This is a genomic window from Mesorhizobium sp. B2-6-2, from assembly GCF_006440615.1.
Classification (GTDB): domain Bacteria; phylum Pseudomonadota; class Alphaproteobacteria; order Rhizobiales; family Rhizobiaceae; genus Mesorhizobium.
The window spans coordinates 15,209-32,032 of sequence record NZ_VFUG01000018.1 but is presented as its reverse complement, the minus strand read 5'-3'; the positions used below and the strand labels follow the sequence as shown (position 1 = coordinate 32,032).

13 protein-coding genes are annotated in these 16,824 nt (G+C 64.5%); 7 read left to right on the top strand and 6 right to left on the bottom strand.

The window, feature by feature from the left end; translation table 11 throughout:
* Positions 1-65 precede the first annotated feature (65 nt).
* From FJ419_RS25185 to FJ419_RS25175, 3 genes are all read right to left on the bottom strand, one after another.
* The gene (locus FJ419_RS25185) at positions 66-896 is read right to left on the bottom strand and encodes an aldo/keto reductase (protein ID WP_140699544.1); all 831 of its coding nucleotides are present in this window, start codon (positions 894-896) and stop codon (positions 66-68) included.
* Positions 897-1,053: 157 nt separating this feature from the next.
* The gene (locus FJ419_RS25180; protein ID WP_140699541.1) at positions 1,054-1,425 is read right to left on the bottom strand and encodes an endonuclease domain-containing protein; all 372 of its coding nucleotides are present in this window, start codon (positions 1,423-1,425) and stop codon (positions 1,054-1,056) included.
* A 110-nt stretch (positions 1,426-1,535) separates the two neighbouring features.
* Entirely contained in the window at positions 1,536-2,132 is a 597-nt protein-coding gene (locus FJ419_RS25175) for a TetR/AcrR family transcriptional regulator (protein WP_140699701.1), read from the bottom strand.
* Between the two features lie 469 nt (positions 2,133-2,601).
* Between FJ419_RS25175 and FJ419_RS25165 the strand changes: the two genes are divergently transcribed.
* Genes FJ419_RS25165 through FJ419_RS25155 form a run of 3 tightly spaced genes read left to right on the top strand, consistent with a single transcriptional unit; the run spans position 2,602 to position 6,373 of the window.
* Entirely contained in the window at positions 2,602-3,102 is a 501-nt protein-coding gene (locus FJ419_RS25165; RefSeq protein WP_181170804.1) for a (2Fe-2S)-binding protein, read from the top strand.
* Positions 3,099-4,082 carry a xanthine dehydrogenase family protein subunit M gene (locus FJ419_RS25160; RefSeq protein ID WP_140699535.1) on the top strand — a complete coding sequence of 328 codons (984 nt, stop codon included), beginning with the start codon at positions 3,099-3,101 and terminating at the stop codon, positions 4,080-4,082. Before FJ419_RS25165 ends, FJ419_RS25160 begins: the two co-directional genes overlap by 4 nt.
* A complete protein-coding gene (locus tag FJ419_RS25155) occupies positions 4,079-6,373 on the top strand; it encodes a xanthine dehydrogenase family protein molybdopterin-binding subunit (protein WP_140699533.1) in 2,295 nt (764 codons plus the stop codon). The genes FJ419_RS25160 and FJ419_RS25155 overlap by 4 nt, the downstream gene beginning before the upstream one ends.
* 75 nt (positions 6,374-6,448) lie before the next feature.
* Here FJ419_RS25155 and FJ419_RS25150 read toward each other — a convergent pair whose 3' ends face one another.
* On the bottom strand, positions 6,449-7,666 hold the full coding sequence (locus FJ419_RS25150) for a LuxR C-terminal-related transcriptional regulator (RefSeq protein WP_246679379.1): 1,218 nt from the start codon (positions 7,664-7,666) through the stop codon (positions 6,449-6,451).
* A gap of 211 nt (positions 7,667-7,877) precedes the next feature.
* On the opposite strand from FJ419_RS25150, the gene FJ419_RS25145 reads away from it, so the two are divergent.
* Positions 7,878-8,840 carry an AraC family transcriptional regulator gene (locus FJ419_RS25145; RefSeq protein ID WP_140699531.1) on the top strand — a complete coding sequence of 321 codons (963 nt, stop codon included), beginning with the start codon at positions 7,878-7,880 and terminating at the stop codon, positions 8,838-8,840.
* A 264-nt stretch (positions 8,841-9,104) separates the two neighbouring features.
* Complete coding sequence (locus FJ419_RS25140; protein WP_140699528.1) at positions 9,105-13,361, top strand: autotransporter domain-containing protein; 4,257 nt, start codon at positions 9,105-9,107, stop codon at positions 13,359-13,361.
* Between the two features lie 186 nt (positions 13,362-13,547).
* On the opposite strand, the gene FJ419_RS25135 is transcribed toward FJ419_RS25140, so the two are convergent.
* Positions 13,548-14,558, bottom strand: a complete 1,011-nt coding sequence (locus FJ419_RS25135) for an NAD(P)-dependent alcohol dehydrogenase (protein WP_140699525.1) — start codon at positions 14,556-14,558, stop codon at positions 13,548-13,550.
* Between the two features lie 98 nt (positions 14,559-14,656).
* On the opposite strand from FJ419_RS25135, the gene FJ419_RS25130 reads away from it, so the two are divergent.
* The gene (locus FJ419_RS25130) at positions 14,657-15,586 is read left to right on the top strand and encodes a LysR family transcriptional regulator (protein WP_140699522.1); all 930 of its coding nucleotides are present in this window, start codon (positions 14,657-14,659) and stop codon (positions 15,584-15,586) included.
* Between the two features lie 102 nt (positions 15,587-15,688).
* Here the strand turns inward: FJ419_RS25130 and FJ419_RS25125 are convergent, their stop codons facing one another.
* Complete coding sequence (locus FJ419_RS25125; RefSeq protein ID WP_140699519.1) at positions 15,689-16,072, bottom strand: SgcJ/EcaC family oxidoreductase; 384 nt, start codon at positions 16,070-16,072, stop codon at positions 15,689-15,691.
* Positions 16,073-16,302: 230 nt separating this feature from the next.
* Here FJ419_RS25125 and FJ419_RS25120 point away from each other — a divergent pair, with 230 nt between their 5' ends.
* Positions 16,303-16,788 carry a hypothetical protein gene (locus tag FJ419_RS25120; protein ID WP_246679347.1) on the top strand — a complete coding sequence of 162 codons (486 nt, stop codon included), beginning with the start codon at positions 16,303-16,305 and terminating at the stop codon, positions 16,786-16,788.
* Positions 16,789-16,824 lie beyond the last annotated feature (36 nt).

Below are 16,824 nucleotides of genomic sequence, written 5' to 3'. Positions count from 1 at the left end.
ACTGCTCATTTCCCATCCGTGGGAAGGTTGGCGGTTCCGACGCCGCGCCAAAAGGGGCGCAGCCCTCAGAACAAAAACGCCGCCGTGGCTGGATCGGGTCCCGTCCGGCCGTCGGGCGAATCCAGACCGTGAACGGTCTGCATGTCGTCCGCGTCCAATTCGAAGCCGAAGATGTCGAAATTGCCGGCGATGCGCTCCCGGTGGATCGACTTCGGAATGACGACCACCCCCTCCTGCAGGTGCCAGCGGATGATGACCTGCGCCACCGACTTGCCATGCTTCTTCGCGATCTTCTCCAGCGTCGGATCGGCCAGCAGCCGGCCGCTGCCCAGCGGGCTCCAGCTCTCGATACGGATGTTGTGCCTGGCGTGAAAATCGCGCTTGTCACGCTGCTGGAAGCGCGGATGCAATTCGATCTGGTTGACGACCGGCGTCACGCCGGTCTCGCCGATGATACGCTCCAGATGGTCCTGGTTGAAGTTCGAGACGCCGACAGACTTGATACGGCCGGCCTTCTGCAGCTCGACCAGCGTCTTCCAGGCCTCGACGTATTTGTTCTGGCTAGGCACCGGCCAGTGGATGAGGAACAGGTCGATCTGGTCAATGCCGAGCTTCTGCATCGTGTCGTCGAAGGCGCGCAGCGCCGCGTCACGCTGATGCGCGCCGTTGCGCAGCTTGGAGGTAATGAACAGCTCGCCGCGCGGGACGCCGGCAGCAACGATCGCCTCGCCGACGCCTTCCTCGTTGCGATAACCCTCGGCGGTGTCGATCAGCCGGTAGCCGGCCTCGATGCCCCAGCGCACGACCTTGGCCGTGATCTCCGGATCGACCTGCCAGACGCCCAGCCCGATCTGCGGGATGGTGGCGCCGTCGTTCAATTTGAGCTGTTCGGGCATGGGAGGTTCCTTTTGGAAGGGAGGGTGGTGCCGACTATGTAGGCCACGGGTTGGGGAATGCCAGTCGAACTGGTGGCGCCGGCGGCGAAGCTGCTGATCTCCCCCTTGTGGGGGAGATGTCCGGCAGGACAGAGGGGGGCGCTGTCCCGCCTGCATCTCAGGTCGCCTCTGCCAATCCCGCCGTTATAACAATGTGCTGGCACACATTGTCGATGTCACGGATGACGTCGTCATTCCAGAAACGTAGAACGATCCAGCCATCTTGCTCCAAGCGCTTGGTTCTGATCTCGTCGGCATTAGCACGGCCTGCATCACTATGCTGCGAGCCATCGACTTCTACGATCAGCTTCTTCTCCGGACAGGCGAAGTCGACAATAAAACCAGCTATCGGGAACTGCCTTCGGAAACCCAGGCCCATCAACCGATGGGCACGAAGCTCATTCCAAAGCTTCAACTCTGCGTCGGTCATGACCTTGCGCATAGATTTCGCGTTGTTGCGATGTGTGGGCGGAAGAGGTGTATGCGGCATGGTCGCAACTAGGCTAAGGGTTGGGTCACCAACGTTTCTACTCTACGGCGCCCCCCTCTGTCCTGCCGGACATCTCCCCCACGAGGGGGGAGATTAGCAGTTCCCGCGCCTCAGCCCCTCGCCCCGAACCGCAGCCCATCCATCAAGAGCTTCACCAGCCGCCCTGACCGCTCGCGCCAGTCGGGTGTGTTCGGCGCCGAGTAGATGCCGCCCAGCGCATGCATCACATCGGAGGCGTCGACGTCGGCGCGGATTTTGCCCGAGGCGGCAGCGGCCTCGATCAGGCTTCGCATGGCGCCCGAGACGCGGCCGGACGTGTCGGAGAACAGCGTCGAGTTGGTGGTGAGCAACAGGCGCAGGCTGGTGGCGAGGCCGCGCTTGGTGGCGATATAGTCGACGAAGCGCTGCATCCAGAGCTCTAGGGCGACATCGGCAGGATGCTCACGAGCAAGTTCCTCGGCGGCGTGGCAAAGTCCTTCCACCTCGCGGCGATAGACGACCTCGACCAGGTGTTCACGGGTTGGGAAATGGCGGTAGAGCGTGCCGATGCCGACCCCTGCCCGCTTGGCGATCTCCTCCAGCGAGGCGTCGACGCCATCGGCGGCGAAAGCCTGCGCCGCCACCTGCACCAGCCTGTCGCGGTTGCGTTGCGCATCGGCGCGCAACGGCTTTGGCGCCTGCGCGTCGCGCTTCGCTTCAGCGGTCATTTCCTGGTCAGGCACCTTTTTCTCCACCGAACGCAATATGGGGGGTTGAACCATGCCAGGCCAGACCCCACGTAACTAAACGGAGGCACCTCCGTTTTAGTGGAGTGCTTTTATCATATAACCAGGGGAAGCGATATGTCACGTAGAGAAGGACGGCAAGCGCACCCTGGTTGGTGGAGACGGGCGGAGACGGTGGAGTGCTTGATCTCCCCCCTCGTGGGGGAGATGGCCGGCAGGCCAGAGGGGGGCGCTGTCCCGCCGACATATCAATCGATAACAAGCGCTCCCTTCCGGCAGACTTCTCTCCGCGAGCATAAATCGCAAAACGCCTCGTTCCTTCGCGCCCCCCTCTGCCCTGCCGGGCATCTCCCCCACGAGGGGAGAGATTGGCAGCTTCCACGCTTGCCCCTGTCCTCCCAAGCCCCATTTCCATCCGCTCAAGCGTCCAGCAATCGGAGCCCGACGCCCCATGAATGACCAAGTCACCATCAGCCCCACCACGCTTTCCCTCAACCTCACCATCAATGGCCAGACCCACGCGCTGGAAATCGAACCGCGCGTGACGCTGCTCGATGCGCTGCGCGAACGGCTCCACCTCACCGGCACAAAGAAAGGCTGCGACCAGGGCCAGTGCGGCGCCTGCACCGTGCACGTCGACGGCGAGCGCGTGCTGGCCTGCCTGACGCTCGCGGCCCAAGTCGAAGGGCGCTCGATCACCACTATCGAGGGCCTTGCCGGCCAGGACGGCACGTTGCATGCCGTGCAGGCCGCCTTCCTCGAGCAGGACGCCTTCCAGTGCGGTTATTGCACACCGGGACAGATCATGTCGGCGGTGGCCTGCATCCGCGAGGGCCATGCCGGCTCCGACGAGGAGATCCGCGAATACATGGCCGGCAACCTGTGCCGCTGCGGCGCCTATCCGCACATCGTCGCCGCCGTCCGCCAGGCCGCACGGGAGCTGCGCTCATGAGAGATTTTTCCTACTTCCGCGCCGACAATATCGAGGCCGCGCGCAACGCCGCCGCTCTTCCCGGCGCCATGCTGCTTGCAGGCGGCACCACGCTCATCGACCTCGCCAAATGCGGCGTCGCCGAACCCTCGACCGTCATCGACATCAGCCACATCGAAGGGCTCAACGCCATCGATGTCACCGCCGACCGCGCCGTGATCGGCGCGCTGGCCAAGATGAGCCATGTCGCCGACCACACCTCCGTGAAGAGCTGCTTCCCGGCCGTATCGGAAGCCCTGTGGCAGGCGGCCTCGGCGCAGTTGCGCAACATGGCGACCATCGGTGGCAACCTGATGCAGCGCACGCGCTGCCCCTATTTCCGCGATCCGCAAAATTTCCCGGCCTGCAACAAGCGCGCGCCGGGCAGCGGCTGCTCGGCGATCGGCGGCGCGACGCGCAGCCATGCGGTGCTCGGCGTGAGCGAGGCCTGCATCGCCACCTATCCGGGCGATCTCGCCGTGGCGCTCGTCGCCTTCGACGCCGAGGTCGACCTCGGCGGGCGCAAGCTCAAGGTCGAGGACTTCTTCCTTGCGCCGGGCGCCACCACCGAGCAGGAGCACGACATCCGTCCCGGCGAAGTGATCACCGCAGTAGAGATCCCAGGCTCGGCCGCGGCCAGACGCTCGACCTACATCAAGGTGCGCGATCGCCAGTCCTATGAGTTCGCGGCGGCAAGCGCGGCGATAGGACTTGAGCTTGAAGGCGACGGCCGCACCATCCGCGACATCCGTGTCGCGCTCGGCGGCGTCGCCACGAAACCGTGGCGGGCGCGCGCCGTCGAAGAGGCGCTGAAAGGCAAGGCGATCGACGAAGCCACGATCCGCAAGGCGGCCGAGCTCGCCATGGAGGGCGCCATCGACCATGGCGCCAACCACTACAAGATTGCGCTGGCGCCGCGCGTGATCGCGCGCGCCATCCTCAAATTGGGAGAGACGGCATGACCGTTCATGACATGAAACACGCCGCGTCCGACAGCGCGCGTCTCGAAGCAGTCGGCGGTCGGCTGTCGCGCGTCGACGGACCGGCCAAGATAACGGGCGCAGCGAAATATGCCTTCGAGCAGCAGCTCGATGGGCTGACGCATGCGGTGCTGGTCGGCGCAACGATCGCCGCCGGCAAGGTGACGGCGATCGACGCCCGCGCGGCCGAGACCGCGCCCGGCGTGCTCGCCGTACTGACGCCCGACAACATCATGGAATTGAAGGGCGCATCGGACTGGCTCGGCAACCCGCCCTCGCAGCCGACCTATGCGCCGCTCGTGCGCGAAGTCACCTTTTCCGGCCAGCATGTCGCGGCGGTGGTGGCCGAGACATTCGAGCAGGCGGTCGCCGCCGCGGCGCTGGTCAAGGTGTGGTATGACGAGACGCCGGCCATCGTCGACCTGAGCGACGGCAAGGCGGGCGACGGCATCCCGATCGACGCCATGACCAAGGAATGGGGCGACGCTGAAGCCGCCTTCGCCGAAGCGCCTGTGCGCATCTGCGCGGCCTACAACACGCCGCGCGAATTCCAGGCGGCGATGGAGCCGCATGGGCTGATCGCGCGCTGGGAGGGCGACGAGCTGACCATCTGGGAGCCCAGCCAATGGCTCGACGGCATGGCGCGCACCTATGCCGAGTGGTTCAGCGTGCCGTTCGAGAATGTGCGGCTGGTCTCGCCCTATATCGGCGGTGGCTTCGGCTCCAAGGCGGTGGCGCTGGCGCACAGCGCAGTTGCGGCGGCTGCCGCCAGGATGCTCGACCGGCCGGTGAAGCTGGTGCTCACCCGCCCGCAGAATTTTACGTCCTATGGCGGCCGCGCGGCGACGCGGCAGACGGTGGCGATCGGCGCCGACAGGGATGGCAAAATCCAGTCGATCGTGCATCGCGGCGTCAACGAGACAGCGGTCGACGGCATGTGGGTCGAGCCGCTCGGCTCCGTCACCTCGATCATGTATGCCACGCCCAACTTCTCCTCGAAGCAGAATGTGGTGCGGGTCAATACGGTGGTTCCGGGAGCAAAGCGCGCGCCTGGCGAGAACCCGAGCGCCTTCGGCATCGAAAGCGCCATCGACGAGCTTGCCTATGAGCTCGGTATCGATCCGCTGGAGATGCGGCTGATCAATTATGCCGAGCAGGACCCGCATGCGAAGAAGGCGTGGTCGACACGCCAGTTGCGCGAGGCCTTTGCCGCCGGCGCCGAGGCCTTCGGCTGGGCGAAGCGCAGCAACGCGCCACGCTCGATGCGCGACGGCCGCCAGCTCATCGGCTGGGGTGTCGCGGCCGGCACCTATCCGGTGCGACGCGCGCATGGCGAGGCGGTGGTGAAGCTGCTTTCCGACGGTTCGGTCGAAGTCGAAAGCTCGTCCATCGACATGGGCCAAGGCACTTACACGATCCTGGCGCAGATCGCCGCCGAGACGCTTGGCGTGCCGGTGGAGCGGGTGTCGGTAAAGCTCGGCGACTCGCACTTCGCCCGCGCCGGCGTCACCGGCGGCTCGCGGCTTGCCGGCGTCATGACCGGCGCCGTCCACAAGGCGGCCGGCCAGGCGTTGGACGAACTGATCGGGCTCGCGCTTTCCGAGCCGCGCTCGCCGTTCCAGAAGCTGCAGGCGAACACGTTGCAAGTGAGGGATGGCCGCATCGCCTCGCCGCGCGGCGAGGTGCCGGAGCTGTCGATCGCAGACTTCATGATGGCGATCGGCCGCGACCAAATCGAAGCCAAGGGCGACACGCTGCCGGCCAGCACGACGCCGGAAGAGCGCTACAAGAACTACACCACGATAGCCATGTCGATCCCGCACACCGAGGGCGACTATTCGCGCCATTCCTGGTGCGCGCATTTCGTCGAGGTGCGCGTCGACGAGGATTTCGGCACGGTGCGCGTGTCGCGCGTGGTGTCGGCGCTGGATTCAGGCCGGCTCTACAACCCGAAGCTGGCGGAAAGCCAGTGGAAGGGCGGCATCATCATGGGCATCGGCCAGGCGCTGCTTGAGGAAGGCATCGTCGATCGTCGCCACGGCCGCATCGTCAACGGCAATTTTGCCGACTACATGCTGCCGACCAATGCCGATATCCCGGACATCCAGACCATCTCGGTCGGCATCCCCGACCCGCACTCCTCCGCCCTTGGGGGCAAGGGCGTTGGCGAACTGGCAATCGTCGGCATCGCGCCGGCGATTGCCAACGCAGTGTTCCACGCGACGGGGAAAAGGGTGCGGGATCTGCCGATCACGCTGGAGAAGCTGATCTGAGGTCGACGCCAGGGACGGCCCTCCGCCCTGGCCGGCGGCAGGTGTCGCGCCGACGAGGAGTTCGGCGCGGCCAGCTCAGCGGCGAGCGGCAGCCTGATCAGTCACGAAAGGCATGCCTATGTCCGAAATCAGTTTGACGAGATCGGCTTGGCGCCTCGTGCCGGTCTTGGCGAATATCCGGTTGAGATGGGTCTTCAACGTGTTTTCACTGATGCCGAGCGACGAGGCGCTCCTGGACGCGGGCAATCCGCTGCCGATCCGCAGGAGGACCCGGGCCTCCGCGGGAGTAAGGTCGAACAGCGTCGTGAGAACGGCCTCCGGCAGCGGAGAAGAGGACGTCGTGGTCGATACGAAGACGGCCGCGCAGGCGGGCCGGAAAGCCGCGCGCGCGGTTCCTTCGGTCAGCGGCAACACATAGGCTACGGCGGGCGGTTGACCCGGCGCTGAAACGGGCAGCCCTATGCCGCGAGAGCCAAGCGAAGCATCTGCGCCGGCAGCGCTGGCTAATGCTTCCGCCAAAGCGGGGGCGACCACCGGGTTCTGCGGTTGGAGCAGGCCTTTCCTGGAAAGAATGGGACCCTGCCCGGAAAACATCCGGTCGGCAGCCCCATTCGCATGGAGGATTGCTCCGTCGGCGCCGGCAAGAACGATAGGCACGGCGAGATGGTCGAGCGCTTGGCGATAGAAATTGGCGGTAATGCGGGTCTGATCGAGCAGATCTCCAATCAGGGAAGCGCGGCGCAGATGCGGCGAGAGCAATGCCAGGAACCGCTGCTCTTCAACGGTTATGATACCCCTGTTGGCACGCGTGGTGCAGCCCATGAGCCCAATCCGGTCCGGCGTGTGAACGAATTTGGTGATGCAAGCCTCGCGCAATCCCTGCGGTCTGGCCCAATTCTGGAAGAACGGCGTTTGCTGGAGCTCGGCCTCGCTCATATGCGACAGCGTCGCAACAGGCGTGTCGATGTCGCCCATGACCGCGGCCTTCAATCCGGGAATTTCGTCAAAGTCGTAATCTTCCTGGAGCGCACGCATTTGCACCGGATCCCAAGCTGATTGAGCCGCGAAACGGCCCTGATTGTCAGCAGTGCTGGCCAGCGCGACAGTGGTATAGGCGGCGTCGACGGCTTCGGTGACCCGGGTCATCACTCCGGTCCAGCCTTCCGGATTCAAAACGCAATCATAAATTTCACCGATAATCGAATAAAGTACTTCGCTGCCCAGCCTCTCCACCACGCCCCCTGACACGCCCTGTCCCGCATGAGAGATGTGCGAAAAACGATGATACAGCACCAAATTGACAGCCGCCCGGCGCAAAAACGCCGATCCCGTCTGGAAGGATTTCGCGACGTCATACTTTGGGGTGACGCCACGCGTGGTTGAACTCGATTAAGGGTCTAATGCGATCGGTCGAACGCCGAGCGATCAATGTCGCTTGTTATTCTCCGATTGGAAAGCATCGCGTTCGACAATTTTTGAAGCTGTAGTTTTTCGAGGTGTTCGATTGTCGCGAAAGACGGTGTTTTCATCGGCTCAGTTGCCCTCGCATCTTAATGAACGCGATCGGTTTTCCCTCTGGCAGGACATCCATGTCGCGGAGATATGGTCGGTTGAATACGGCATATCCGCGGACCTGCCTTTCGAGGCAGCGATCGAAGCCACGGCTGTCGGATCACTGGTTCTCGGCCAGATGTCCGGAACAATCAGGCATGCAACGAGGAAAGCAAGCAACATTGCCGACGACGGCAATGACGGATATCTCCTGCTGATCAACCAAGCCGACACCGTTTTGACCGGGGCGCAGGTCGGCCGCGAGTACGGCGTCGGCAAGGGAGAAGCGGTCCTGGTCACGGCATCGGAAGCACTGAAAATGGTCGGTGCCGACCGGAATGTGTGGTCGAACGTGGTGGTCCCACGCGCCGTCCTCGTACAGGCCTTCCCACAGATCGATGACAGGCTGGCGTTGAAGATCGGCGCCGAAAACGAGGCTCTCGATCTTCTCAAGCGTTATTGCCAACTTCTTGAGACCGGCCGCCCCCTCGTCTCGGCCGATCTCATCATGCACGCAACGGACGTGATCGTCGATCTGATCGGTCTGGTGACGGGCGCGAAAGGTGAGGCCGCCGAATTGGCCGGCCTGCGCGGCCTGCGAGCGGCCAGGCTGCGGGCGGTCCTGGCCAACATCGCAGACAATTTCGCCGATCCTGGCATCTCCGCGCAGGGCGTCGCAAAGGAACTCCGTCTGTCGACGCGCTATATTCACGACATTCTCCAGGAGACGGGCATCAGCTTCTCCGAACGTGTGCTCGAGCTGCGCTTGCAAAGCGCACATAAGATGCTCACCCAAAGACACAATGACGACATGCGGGTCAGCGAAATTGCGATGATGAGCGGGTTCAGCGACGTGTCCTACTTCAATCGCTGCTTCCGCCGTCGCTTCGGCTACACGCCAACAAGCGCCAGATAGCACCGGGCATTTCCCGAAACCGGTCAGGCGACGCGATTTCCGATTTTCCCATCAGCTCTATCTGTTTGTTTTAGCCGCATTTCTGCGACGCCAAGTAACGCCGCTTGGCTGCAAAATTCTCGGTGGTGCCAAACCATCACAACGCGCAGAAAAGAACCGGCATCTCTTTCCAGTCCAATTCCAGTGCGGCGCTGCCCAAGACAATGCCGGGCTCCAATGACATGTCACCTTCAGGGTGAAATGACTTGTCTGTCAGGGGATTAAATGCCGAAGAATGGATTTGAAGGTCGGAAGAAGACGTTGAAGTATCTGGCGTTGACGTCGACGGCGCTGATCGGCCTTGGCCAGCCAAGCGCCACGGCGGCCGAGATCTGGACCGGCGCAGCCTCCACGGATTGGTTCACCGCCGGAAACTGGAATCCCGCATCGGTACCGACCGCGGCCGATAATGTCACTATCGACACCATCGTCATAAACCCGACCGTCATCAACGCCGGAAATGCTTTTGCCGCCGGTCTCACCATAGCCAATGGCTCTTCTTCAACCGGCAATCTGACCATCTCGAATGCCGGCACTCTTACCAATCTCTATAGTTATATCGGCTACGTTTCCGGCTCCTCTGGCACGGCCACGGTCAATGGCGCCGGTTCGCAATGGAACATCACGGGCAATCTCTATGTCGGGTTTGGTGGCGCCGGATTGGTGACGGTTTCAAATGGTGGCCTGTTGTCGGATGACCTTGCCAATCTTGGCGGGAGTTCCTCTGCCACCGGCACTGTTGTGTTGACGGGGGCAGGCTCCGCCTGGACGAACGCTTCCCAGATGACCGTCGGCGATCAAGGCACCGGATTTCTGGACATCTTCAGCGGAGCAACAGCAACGGATGTGACCGGCGTTGTTGCCGCGAATGCCGGCTCCCATGGCACGGTCAACGTCTTCGGCCCGGGGTCGACATGGACGAACAGCGGAAATCTGACGGTCGGACAGAATGGCACGGGCGCGATGACCGTTTTAGCCGGCGGTGTGGTGAGCGACCTTGCTGGCTATCTCGGATATTCCGCGGGCTCGACCGGGACGGCGACGGTCGGTGGCATCGGCTCGACCTGGACCAACAGTTCGTCGCTCTTCGTCGGCCATGCCGGCACCGGCACTCTGACCATCTCCAACGGCGGCGCTGTAAGCAATTCCCTCGGCTCGATTGGTGAGCAGGCCGGTTCCAGTGGCTCGGCGACTGTCACCGGCGCCGGCTCGTCCTGGACCAATTCCGGCAATCTACTTGTCGGCTGGGGCGGCGCCGGCACGCTGACGATCCAGAGCGGCGGCGTGGTGAGCAGCACCAGCGGCCAGATCGGCTCCAAATCCGGCTCGACCGGCGCCGTGACAGTCGCCGGCGCCGGCTCGTCCTGGACCAATTCCGGCGAGCTTTATGTCGGCTGGAACGGCGCCGGCACGCTGACGGTCCAGAACGGTGGCACGGTGAGCAATACCAACGGCTATATCGGTGAAAATTTCAGCCCGGCCGCCGCCGCGACGGTGGACGGTGCGGGCTCGCACTGGACCAATTCCGGCTTTCTCTCCATCGGCAACTACGGTGCCGGCGCGCTGACGATCCAGAACGGCGGCGCAGTGAGCGCCATGTCGGGCTACATCGGCGTCAATGCCGATTCGAGCGGCACCCTTACAGTCACCGGAAACGGATCGACCTGGAGCGACACGAACGGCCTCTACGTTGGATATGGCGGCACTGGCATACTGAACATCCAGAACGGCGGTCTAGTCAGCAGCAACATCGGCTTTGTCGGTGCCAAAGCGGGCTCGACCGGCGCGGCGACGGTCGATGGCGTAGGTTCGATCTGGAGCATCGCGTCGAGCCTGTCTGTCGGCGACGCCGGCACGGGCACGTTGACGATTTCGAATGGCGGCACGGTCAGCAATGGTGAGGGCAATATCGCCGCGCAGGCAGGCTCGACCGGCATCGCGTTCGTCGATGGCGCCGGCTCGACCTGGACGAACGCAGACCTGTTCGTCGGCAGTGCCGGCACGGGCACGCTGGCGATCTCGCATGGCGGCACCGTCAGCAGCGGGACCGGCGTCATTGGCTCGCAGGCGGGCTCCATCGGCATGGTGATTGTCGACAACGCCGGCTCGACCTGGACCAACAGCGGGGATCTGTTTGTCGGCGATTATGGCACCGGCGCGCTGGCGATCTCGCATGGCCTGGTCAGCAACGGCTCTGCGATTATAGGCGCGAAGGCGGGCTCGACGGGCATGGCGTTTGTCGATGGCGTCGGCGCGACCTGGACCAACAGTTCCAACCTCTATGTTGGCGCAGACGGCACCGGCGCACTGGCGATCTCAAACGGCGGAACGGTCATTAGCAACGCTGGCTATCTGGCCTTTGACGCCGGATCCATAGGTACGGCAGTGGTCAGCGGCGCGGGCTCAAGCTGGACCAGCAGCAGCCTTCTCATGGTTGGTCACCGTGGTACGGGCTCATTGATCGTCTCAAACGGCGGCACGGTCAGCAACACAGATGGCTATCTGGGAGCTAGTGCCGGGTCCATCGGTACCGCAACGGTCAGCGGCCCTGGCTCGACATGGACCAATAGCGGAGATCTCTATGTCGGCAGTATTGGTACAGGCACACTGACGATCGCGAATGGCGGCGCGGTGTCGGCCGGCGGCGCGGTCAACATCGCCGCCCTGGCGGGCTCTGTCGGCACGCTGAACATCGGTGCGGCGAGCGGATCGCCAGCGGCGGCCGCGGGCACGCTCAATGCGGCGAGTGTCCAGTTCGGACCTGGTGCGGGCGCAATCAACTTCAACCACACCGACACGAACTACACCTTCGGCTCGGCGATCGCCGGCGTCGGCACGATCAACCAGATCGCCGGCAACACCAACCTCACCGCCGATTCCAGCGCCTTCACCGGCGCGACCAACGTGAGCGGCGGGCGGCTGGCCGTGAACGGCTCGCTGGCCAACTCGCTGGTGACGATCTCGGGCGGCGTGCTGGGCGGCAACGGCACGGTGGGTGGCATCGCGGCGCAATCGGGCGGCATCATCGCGCCGGGCAATTCGATCGGCACGCTCAATGTCGCGGGCGATGTCGACCAGACGGCAGGTTCGGTCTACCAGGCCGAACTGACCTCGACCGGCCAGTCCGATTTGATCCAGGCGACCGGCGCTGCGACGATCGCCGCCGGAGCGATGCTCGACGTGGTCAAGACGGATGCCGCGCCTTACGTAGCGGGCACGCATTATGCGGTGTTGCAAGCCGACGGTGGTGTCGCCGGAAACTACGCGCTCACAGGCGATATCGGCACGGCTTTCCTCGGCCTCGTCGACAGCTATGACGCCAATCACGTCTATCTCAATGTGGTCCAAAAGACCTTCGCTCAGGTTGGCCTGACGCCGAACCAGATCGCCACCGGCGGTGGCGCCGAAATGCTGGGTGCCGGCAATCCGCTCTACGACGCAATCGCCGTGCTGCCGACAGAGGCAACTGCCCAAGCGGCTTTCGACCAGCTGTCGGGAGAGATCCATGCCTCGGCCAAGGGGATGTTGCTGGAGGACAGCCGCTTCATCCGCGACGCCGCCACCAGACGGATCAGCGCCGCGTTCGGCGATGCCGACGCAGCCGCATTGCCGGTCATGGCCTATGGCGAGGGCGGGCCGGAAATGGTCGCGGCCGACACCGATCGCTTCGCCGTCTGGGGCCAAGCCTTCGGCTCATGGGGACATACCGGCAGCGACGGCAATGCCGCCGCCTTCGATCGTTCGACCGGCGGCCTCCTGGTCGGCGCCGATAGCCTGGTCGGGGACTGGCGCGTCGGCGCCATCGGCGGCTACAGCCATTCGACTTTCGACGCCGACGCTCGGCATTCCAGCGGCGCCGGCGACAATTACCATCTCGGGCTCTACGGGGGCACCAACTGGGGCGCCATAGCCTTCCGCACCGGCGCCGCCTACAGCTGGAACAGCATCTCGACAAAGCGCGCGGTTGCCTTCAATGGCTTCGCCGATCAACTGTCGGCCGACTACGACGCCGGGACGGCACAGGTGTTCGGCGAACTCGCTTACAAGGCCGATGCCGGGCGCTTTAAGTTCGAGCCGTTCGCCAATCTCGCCTATGTCAGCGTGCATACTGACGGCTTCACCGAGAAAGGTGGCGGTGCAGCCCTGACCAGCGCAAGTTCAGCTACCAATGCGACCTTCTCCACGCTCGGGCTGCGCGCCTCGACCGACGTGGGCCTGGGCAGCATCGAGGCGACCGCGCGCGGCACGCTCGGCTGGCGCCATGCCTTCGGCGATGTCACGCCGACTTCGACTTTCGCCTTCGCCGGCGGCAACGCCTTCACCATTGCCGGCGTGCCCATCGCCAGGGACAGCGCCGTGATCGAGGCCGGATTCGACCTGCCGATGTCGGTCAATGCCACTCTCGGCCTGTCCTACACCGGTCAGTTCGGCTCCCATAACGCCGACAACGGCGTCAAGGCCAACCTCGACCTCAGGTTCTGACGGCGAGAGGTGAGGATCGGGAGTAGCATGAGAACGCTCGGTCGACGGAGCGCCCCCTGCCGGCCGAATACGGCAAGGGCTTGGGCGGCGAGGCGGATTGAAGCTCCCACATCTTGCTGTCAGGGAAGTCGGCTTCAGGGAGATCGAGAGATTCATCGCCTTCGCCTACTCCAGCGTCAGCTCTTCCTACCAATCCAAGCCGAACACCAGCTTGCCGAAATGCAGGCCGCCGGCGGCCATGTAGGTGTAGGCTTCGGTCGCCTCGTTTTGTGAAAACACTTTGTCGACGACCGGCTCGATCCGGGCGGCGCCGATGGCGCGGGCGGCGTCGCGCAGGTCCGAGACCGATCCGGTGTTGTTGCCCACCACCTTCAGCGCCTTGATGATGATCGGCAGCAGATTGACCGTGGCCTCGGCGCCGGTGACGAAGCCGATGGTGAACAGCGTGCCGCCGGGCGCTGTTGCATTGACGGCGCGCGCGAAGGTGGCGGTGCCGCCGGTCTCGACGACGAGGTCGGCACCGAGACCGTCGGTCAACTCCAGCACCTTGCCATCCCAGTCCGGTGTCGCGCGGTAATTGATCAGGTGATCGGCGCCGAGCGCCTTGGCCCGCTCGAGCTTCTCGTCCGAGGATGAAGTGATGATGACGGTGGCCCCGGCCGCCTTGGCGAGCTGCAGGGTGAAGATCGAGACCCCGCCCGTGCCGAGCAGCACGACGACCGAGCCCGGCCCGACATCGGCGGCGCGGATGGCGTTCCACGCGGTGGTGCCAGCGATCGGCAAGGTCGAGGCCGCCTCGAAGGAGAGATGCGCCGGGACCGGCACGACCGAGTTGGCCGGCAGCGCAACATATTCGGCCAGCGACCCGGGCAAGGAGATGCCGCGCATCCGCGTCATCTCGTAAGGACGCGGCCGGCCGCCGATCCAGCGCGGCTTGGCGTGGACAACAACGCGGTCGCCATTTTTGAATGTCGTGACGCCCTCGCCGAGCGCGACGATCTCGCCGGCGCCGTCGGCCACGGGAACGAGCGGGAAGACCGGTCCGGGATAATTGCCGCTCGCCACAGCGACATCGACGAAATTCAGGCTCGCCGCACGCTGGCGGATCAGCACCTCGCCGCGTTGCGGTTCGGGCGTGGCGATGCTGGCGGCGCGGAAGGCGTCGAGCCTGGGTTGGCTGAGTTCGATGGCTTTCATGGGTTCACTCCGTGCGTGGTCGATGGACGATTGAGCGAATCTAGCTGCTGCGCTATTACTCGATAATCGTTGGACTTCGCATTTGAGTATTGCAAATCATGCAGCAATCAGTTGAACCCTCCGCCCTTGCCGAAATGGCGGCCTTCGCGGCCGTCGCCGAGGCGCGCTCCTTCACCCGGGCTGCAGCGAGAGTCGGGCGCGACGCGACCATCCTGTCGCGCCGTCTCCAATCGCTGGAAGAGCGGCTGGGGGTGCGGCTGCTCCACCGCACCACGCGCAGCGTGTCGCTTACCGAGGCGGGCGCGGAATTCCTGTTGCGCGTGCGCGCCATCCTGGCCTCGGTCGACGAGGCTGAGGCGGCCGCATCGGCGCATGCCGCCGGCGGGCCGCGCGGCCTGCTCAAGCTGGCGCTGCCCGGGACCTTCGGGCGTATGTGGATCGGGCCGCTCTTGCCGCAATTCCTGGTGGAGTTCCCCGAGGTCCACATCGAGGCAGAGTTCTCCAACCGCTTCGCCGATCTCGTCGCCGAGAATTTCGACGTCGCCGTACGGCTGGGCAGCCTGGAGGACTCGCGCCTGGTGGCACGCAAGGTGGCGACGCGGCGCCGGCTGCTCTGCGCCGCGCCCTCCTACCTCGCCAGAAGGGGCAGGCCGGAAACGCCGCAGGCGCTGCTGGAGCACAGCTGCCTGGGCTTCTCCGGCTTCCAGACCTTTCCCGCCTGGGAGATGACCGACCGCGAGGGCCGGCGCGTGCGCGTCGAGGTTTCAGGGCCGTTGGTCAGCGACGACGCCGAGGTGCTGGTCGAGGCCGCCGTGCAGGGCGTCGGCCTGATGATGAGCACCGACTGGCTGGTCGGGCGCGAGCTCGCCGACGGCCGGCTGGTGCCGATCCTGGAGGACTGGACACTTGCCGACGAGGGCGCGGTCTATGTCGTCATGCCCTCGGCCAAGGGTCAGGCCGCCAAGACCCGCGCCTTCGCCGACTGGATCGGCAAGCGCTTCGCGCCTGAGCCGCCGTGGCGAAAGTAAGCGCGAGGTAGCCGGGCATTCGCGCAGGCGCTCCCGACCGCGGTGCTCGCAGGACAAGCTTCCTCGCCCAAGAAGGGGATAGGCAGTTCCGGCGGCCGCGCCCTACCCTTTTGCCGCCAGCAAATTCGCATCTCGCGCCAGCCGCCAGCGGCCGTCATTCTCCTTGCGCAGCAGCGTCAGCGTATAGCCGGACCGCCGCACCGGCTCGCCGCCGGGCAGTGTCGCCGTCATATCGATGCGGTTGCGGATATAGGCCCAGTCGCCGAGCAGATTGAGCTCGACGATCTCGCTGTCGCCGTCGATCTTGGTCTCGCCCATGCTCCTGGAGGCGGCGGCGAAGGCTTCCTTGCCGAAGGGCTCCTTGCCGGGAACCATGAAGACGACATCGTCCGTCATCAGGCCAAGCACGGTCTCCAGATCGCCCTTCCGGCTCGCCGCCATCCAGGTCTCGACCACCTGGCGGATCGCGGTTGCATCATCGGTCATCGGTTTACCTCCTTGCAATCGTCGGCGGTCGAATTGTCGTCAATACCTGGTGCAATCGCCGTCGCCGGCAACACCGCAGACGAGATCTTGGTGGTCGACCCTTCCGGCAATCTGCTGGAATTGTTCGAGCCGGCCAAGAGCACGTAAGCGAGATCCATTCAGGAGAGATTGGCCGCTCGCCGGCTTTCGACAATCTCTATATGATGCCCTGCCACGGTGGGGGATCGATTATGAAAAGCGCACTGGCAATCGTCGCACTTGGCCTTCTAGCCACCCCTTTCGCCCATGCCGCGCCTTGCGCCTGGTCCGCCCGGATGGAGGAGGACGAAGGCGGCAGCGTGATGATGGCTTCGGTCTGCGGCGGCCCGAAGGGCGACGCACATCTGATGCTAGCCTGCTTCGACAAGCCGGTGCTGAGCTACGATCTCGGCGCCGCGGGCGGGCAGCTGGAGCCCGGCATCGGCGGATCATTCACCTTCAAGGCCGGCGACAGGAGCCTGACGAAAAAGCTCGAGCTCGAGGCGATGTACAATTACTTCACCGCCGAACTCTCCGGCCCCGCCGACCCGTTGCTGGCGCTGCTGCGCGGCAAGGGCGAGGTGACGGTCTCGGCCGACAAATACGGCGCGGCGAGCTTTCCGCTGAAAGGCTCAGGTGCTGCGATCGGCAAGGTGCTGGCAGAATGCGGCAAGGGTTCGGGCGGCGAGGCCGACTGACTCTGCCGCCGAGGGAAGAGGCCGGCAGCGTCAATG

Excerpts from the sequence above, each read along its gene's own strand:
- FJ419_RS25185 (WP_140699544.1), bottom strand. The coding sequence starts at position 896 with ATGCCCGAACAGCTCAAATTGAACGACGGCGCCACCATCCCGCAGATC.
- FJ419_RS25180 (WP_140699541.1), bottom strand. The coding sequence starts at position 1,425 with ATGCCGCATACACCTCTTCCGCCCACACATCGCAACAACGCGAAATCT.
- FJ419_RS25175 (WP_140699701.1), bottom strand. The coding sequence starts at position 2,132 with ATGACCGCTGAAGCGAAGCGCGACGCGCAGGCGCCAAAGCCGTTGCGC.
- FJ419_RS25165 (WP_181170804.1), top strand. The coding sequence starts at position 2,602 with ATGAATGACCAAGTCACCATCAGCCCCACCACGCTTTCCCTCAACCTC.
- FJ419_RS25160 (WP_140699535.1), top strand. The coding sequence starts at position 3,099 with ATGAGAGATTTTTCCTACTTCCGCGCCGACAATATCGAGGCCGCGCGC.
- FJ419_RS25155 (WP_140699533.1), top strand. The coding sequence starts at position 4,079 with ATGACCGTTCATGACATGAAACACGCCGCGTCCGACAGCGCGCGTCTC.
- FJ419_RS25140 (WP_140699528.1), top strand. The coding sequence starts at position 9,105 with ATGCCGAAGAATGGATTTGAAGGTCGGAAGAAGACGTTGAAGTATCTG.
- FJ419_RS25135 (WP_140699525.1), bottom strand. The coding sequence starts at position 14,558 with ATGAAAGCCATCGAACTCAGCCAACCCAGGCTCGACGCCTTCCGCGCC.
- FJ419_RS25130 (WP_140699522.1), top strand. The coding sequence starts at position 14,657 with ATGCAGCAATCAGTTGAACCCTCCGCCCTTGCCGAAATGGCGGCCTTC.
- FJ419_RS25125 (WP_140699519.1), bottom strand. The coding sequence starts at position 16,072 with ATGACCGATGATGCAACCGCGATCCGCCAGGTGGTCGAGACCTGGATG.
- FJ419_RS25120 (WP_246679347.1), top strand. The coding sequence starts at position 16,303 with ATGAAAAGCGCACTGGCAATCGTCGCACTTGGCCTTCTAGCCACCCCT.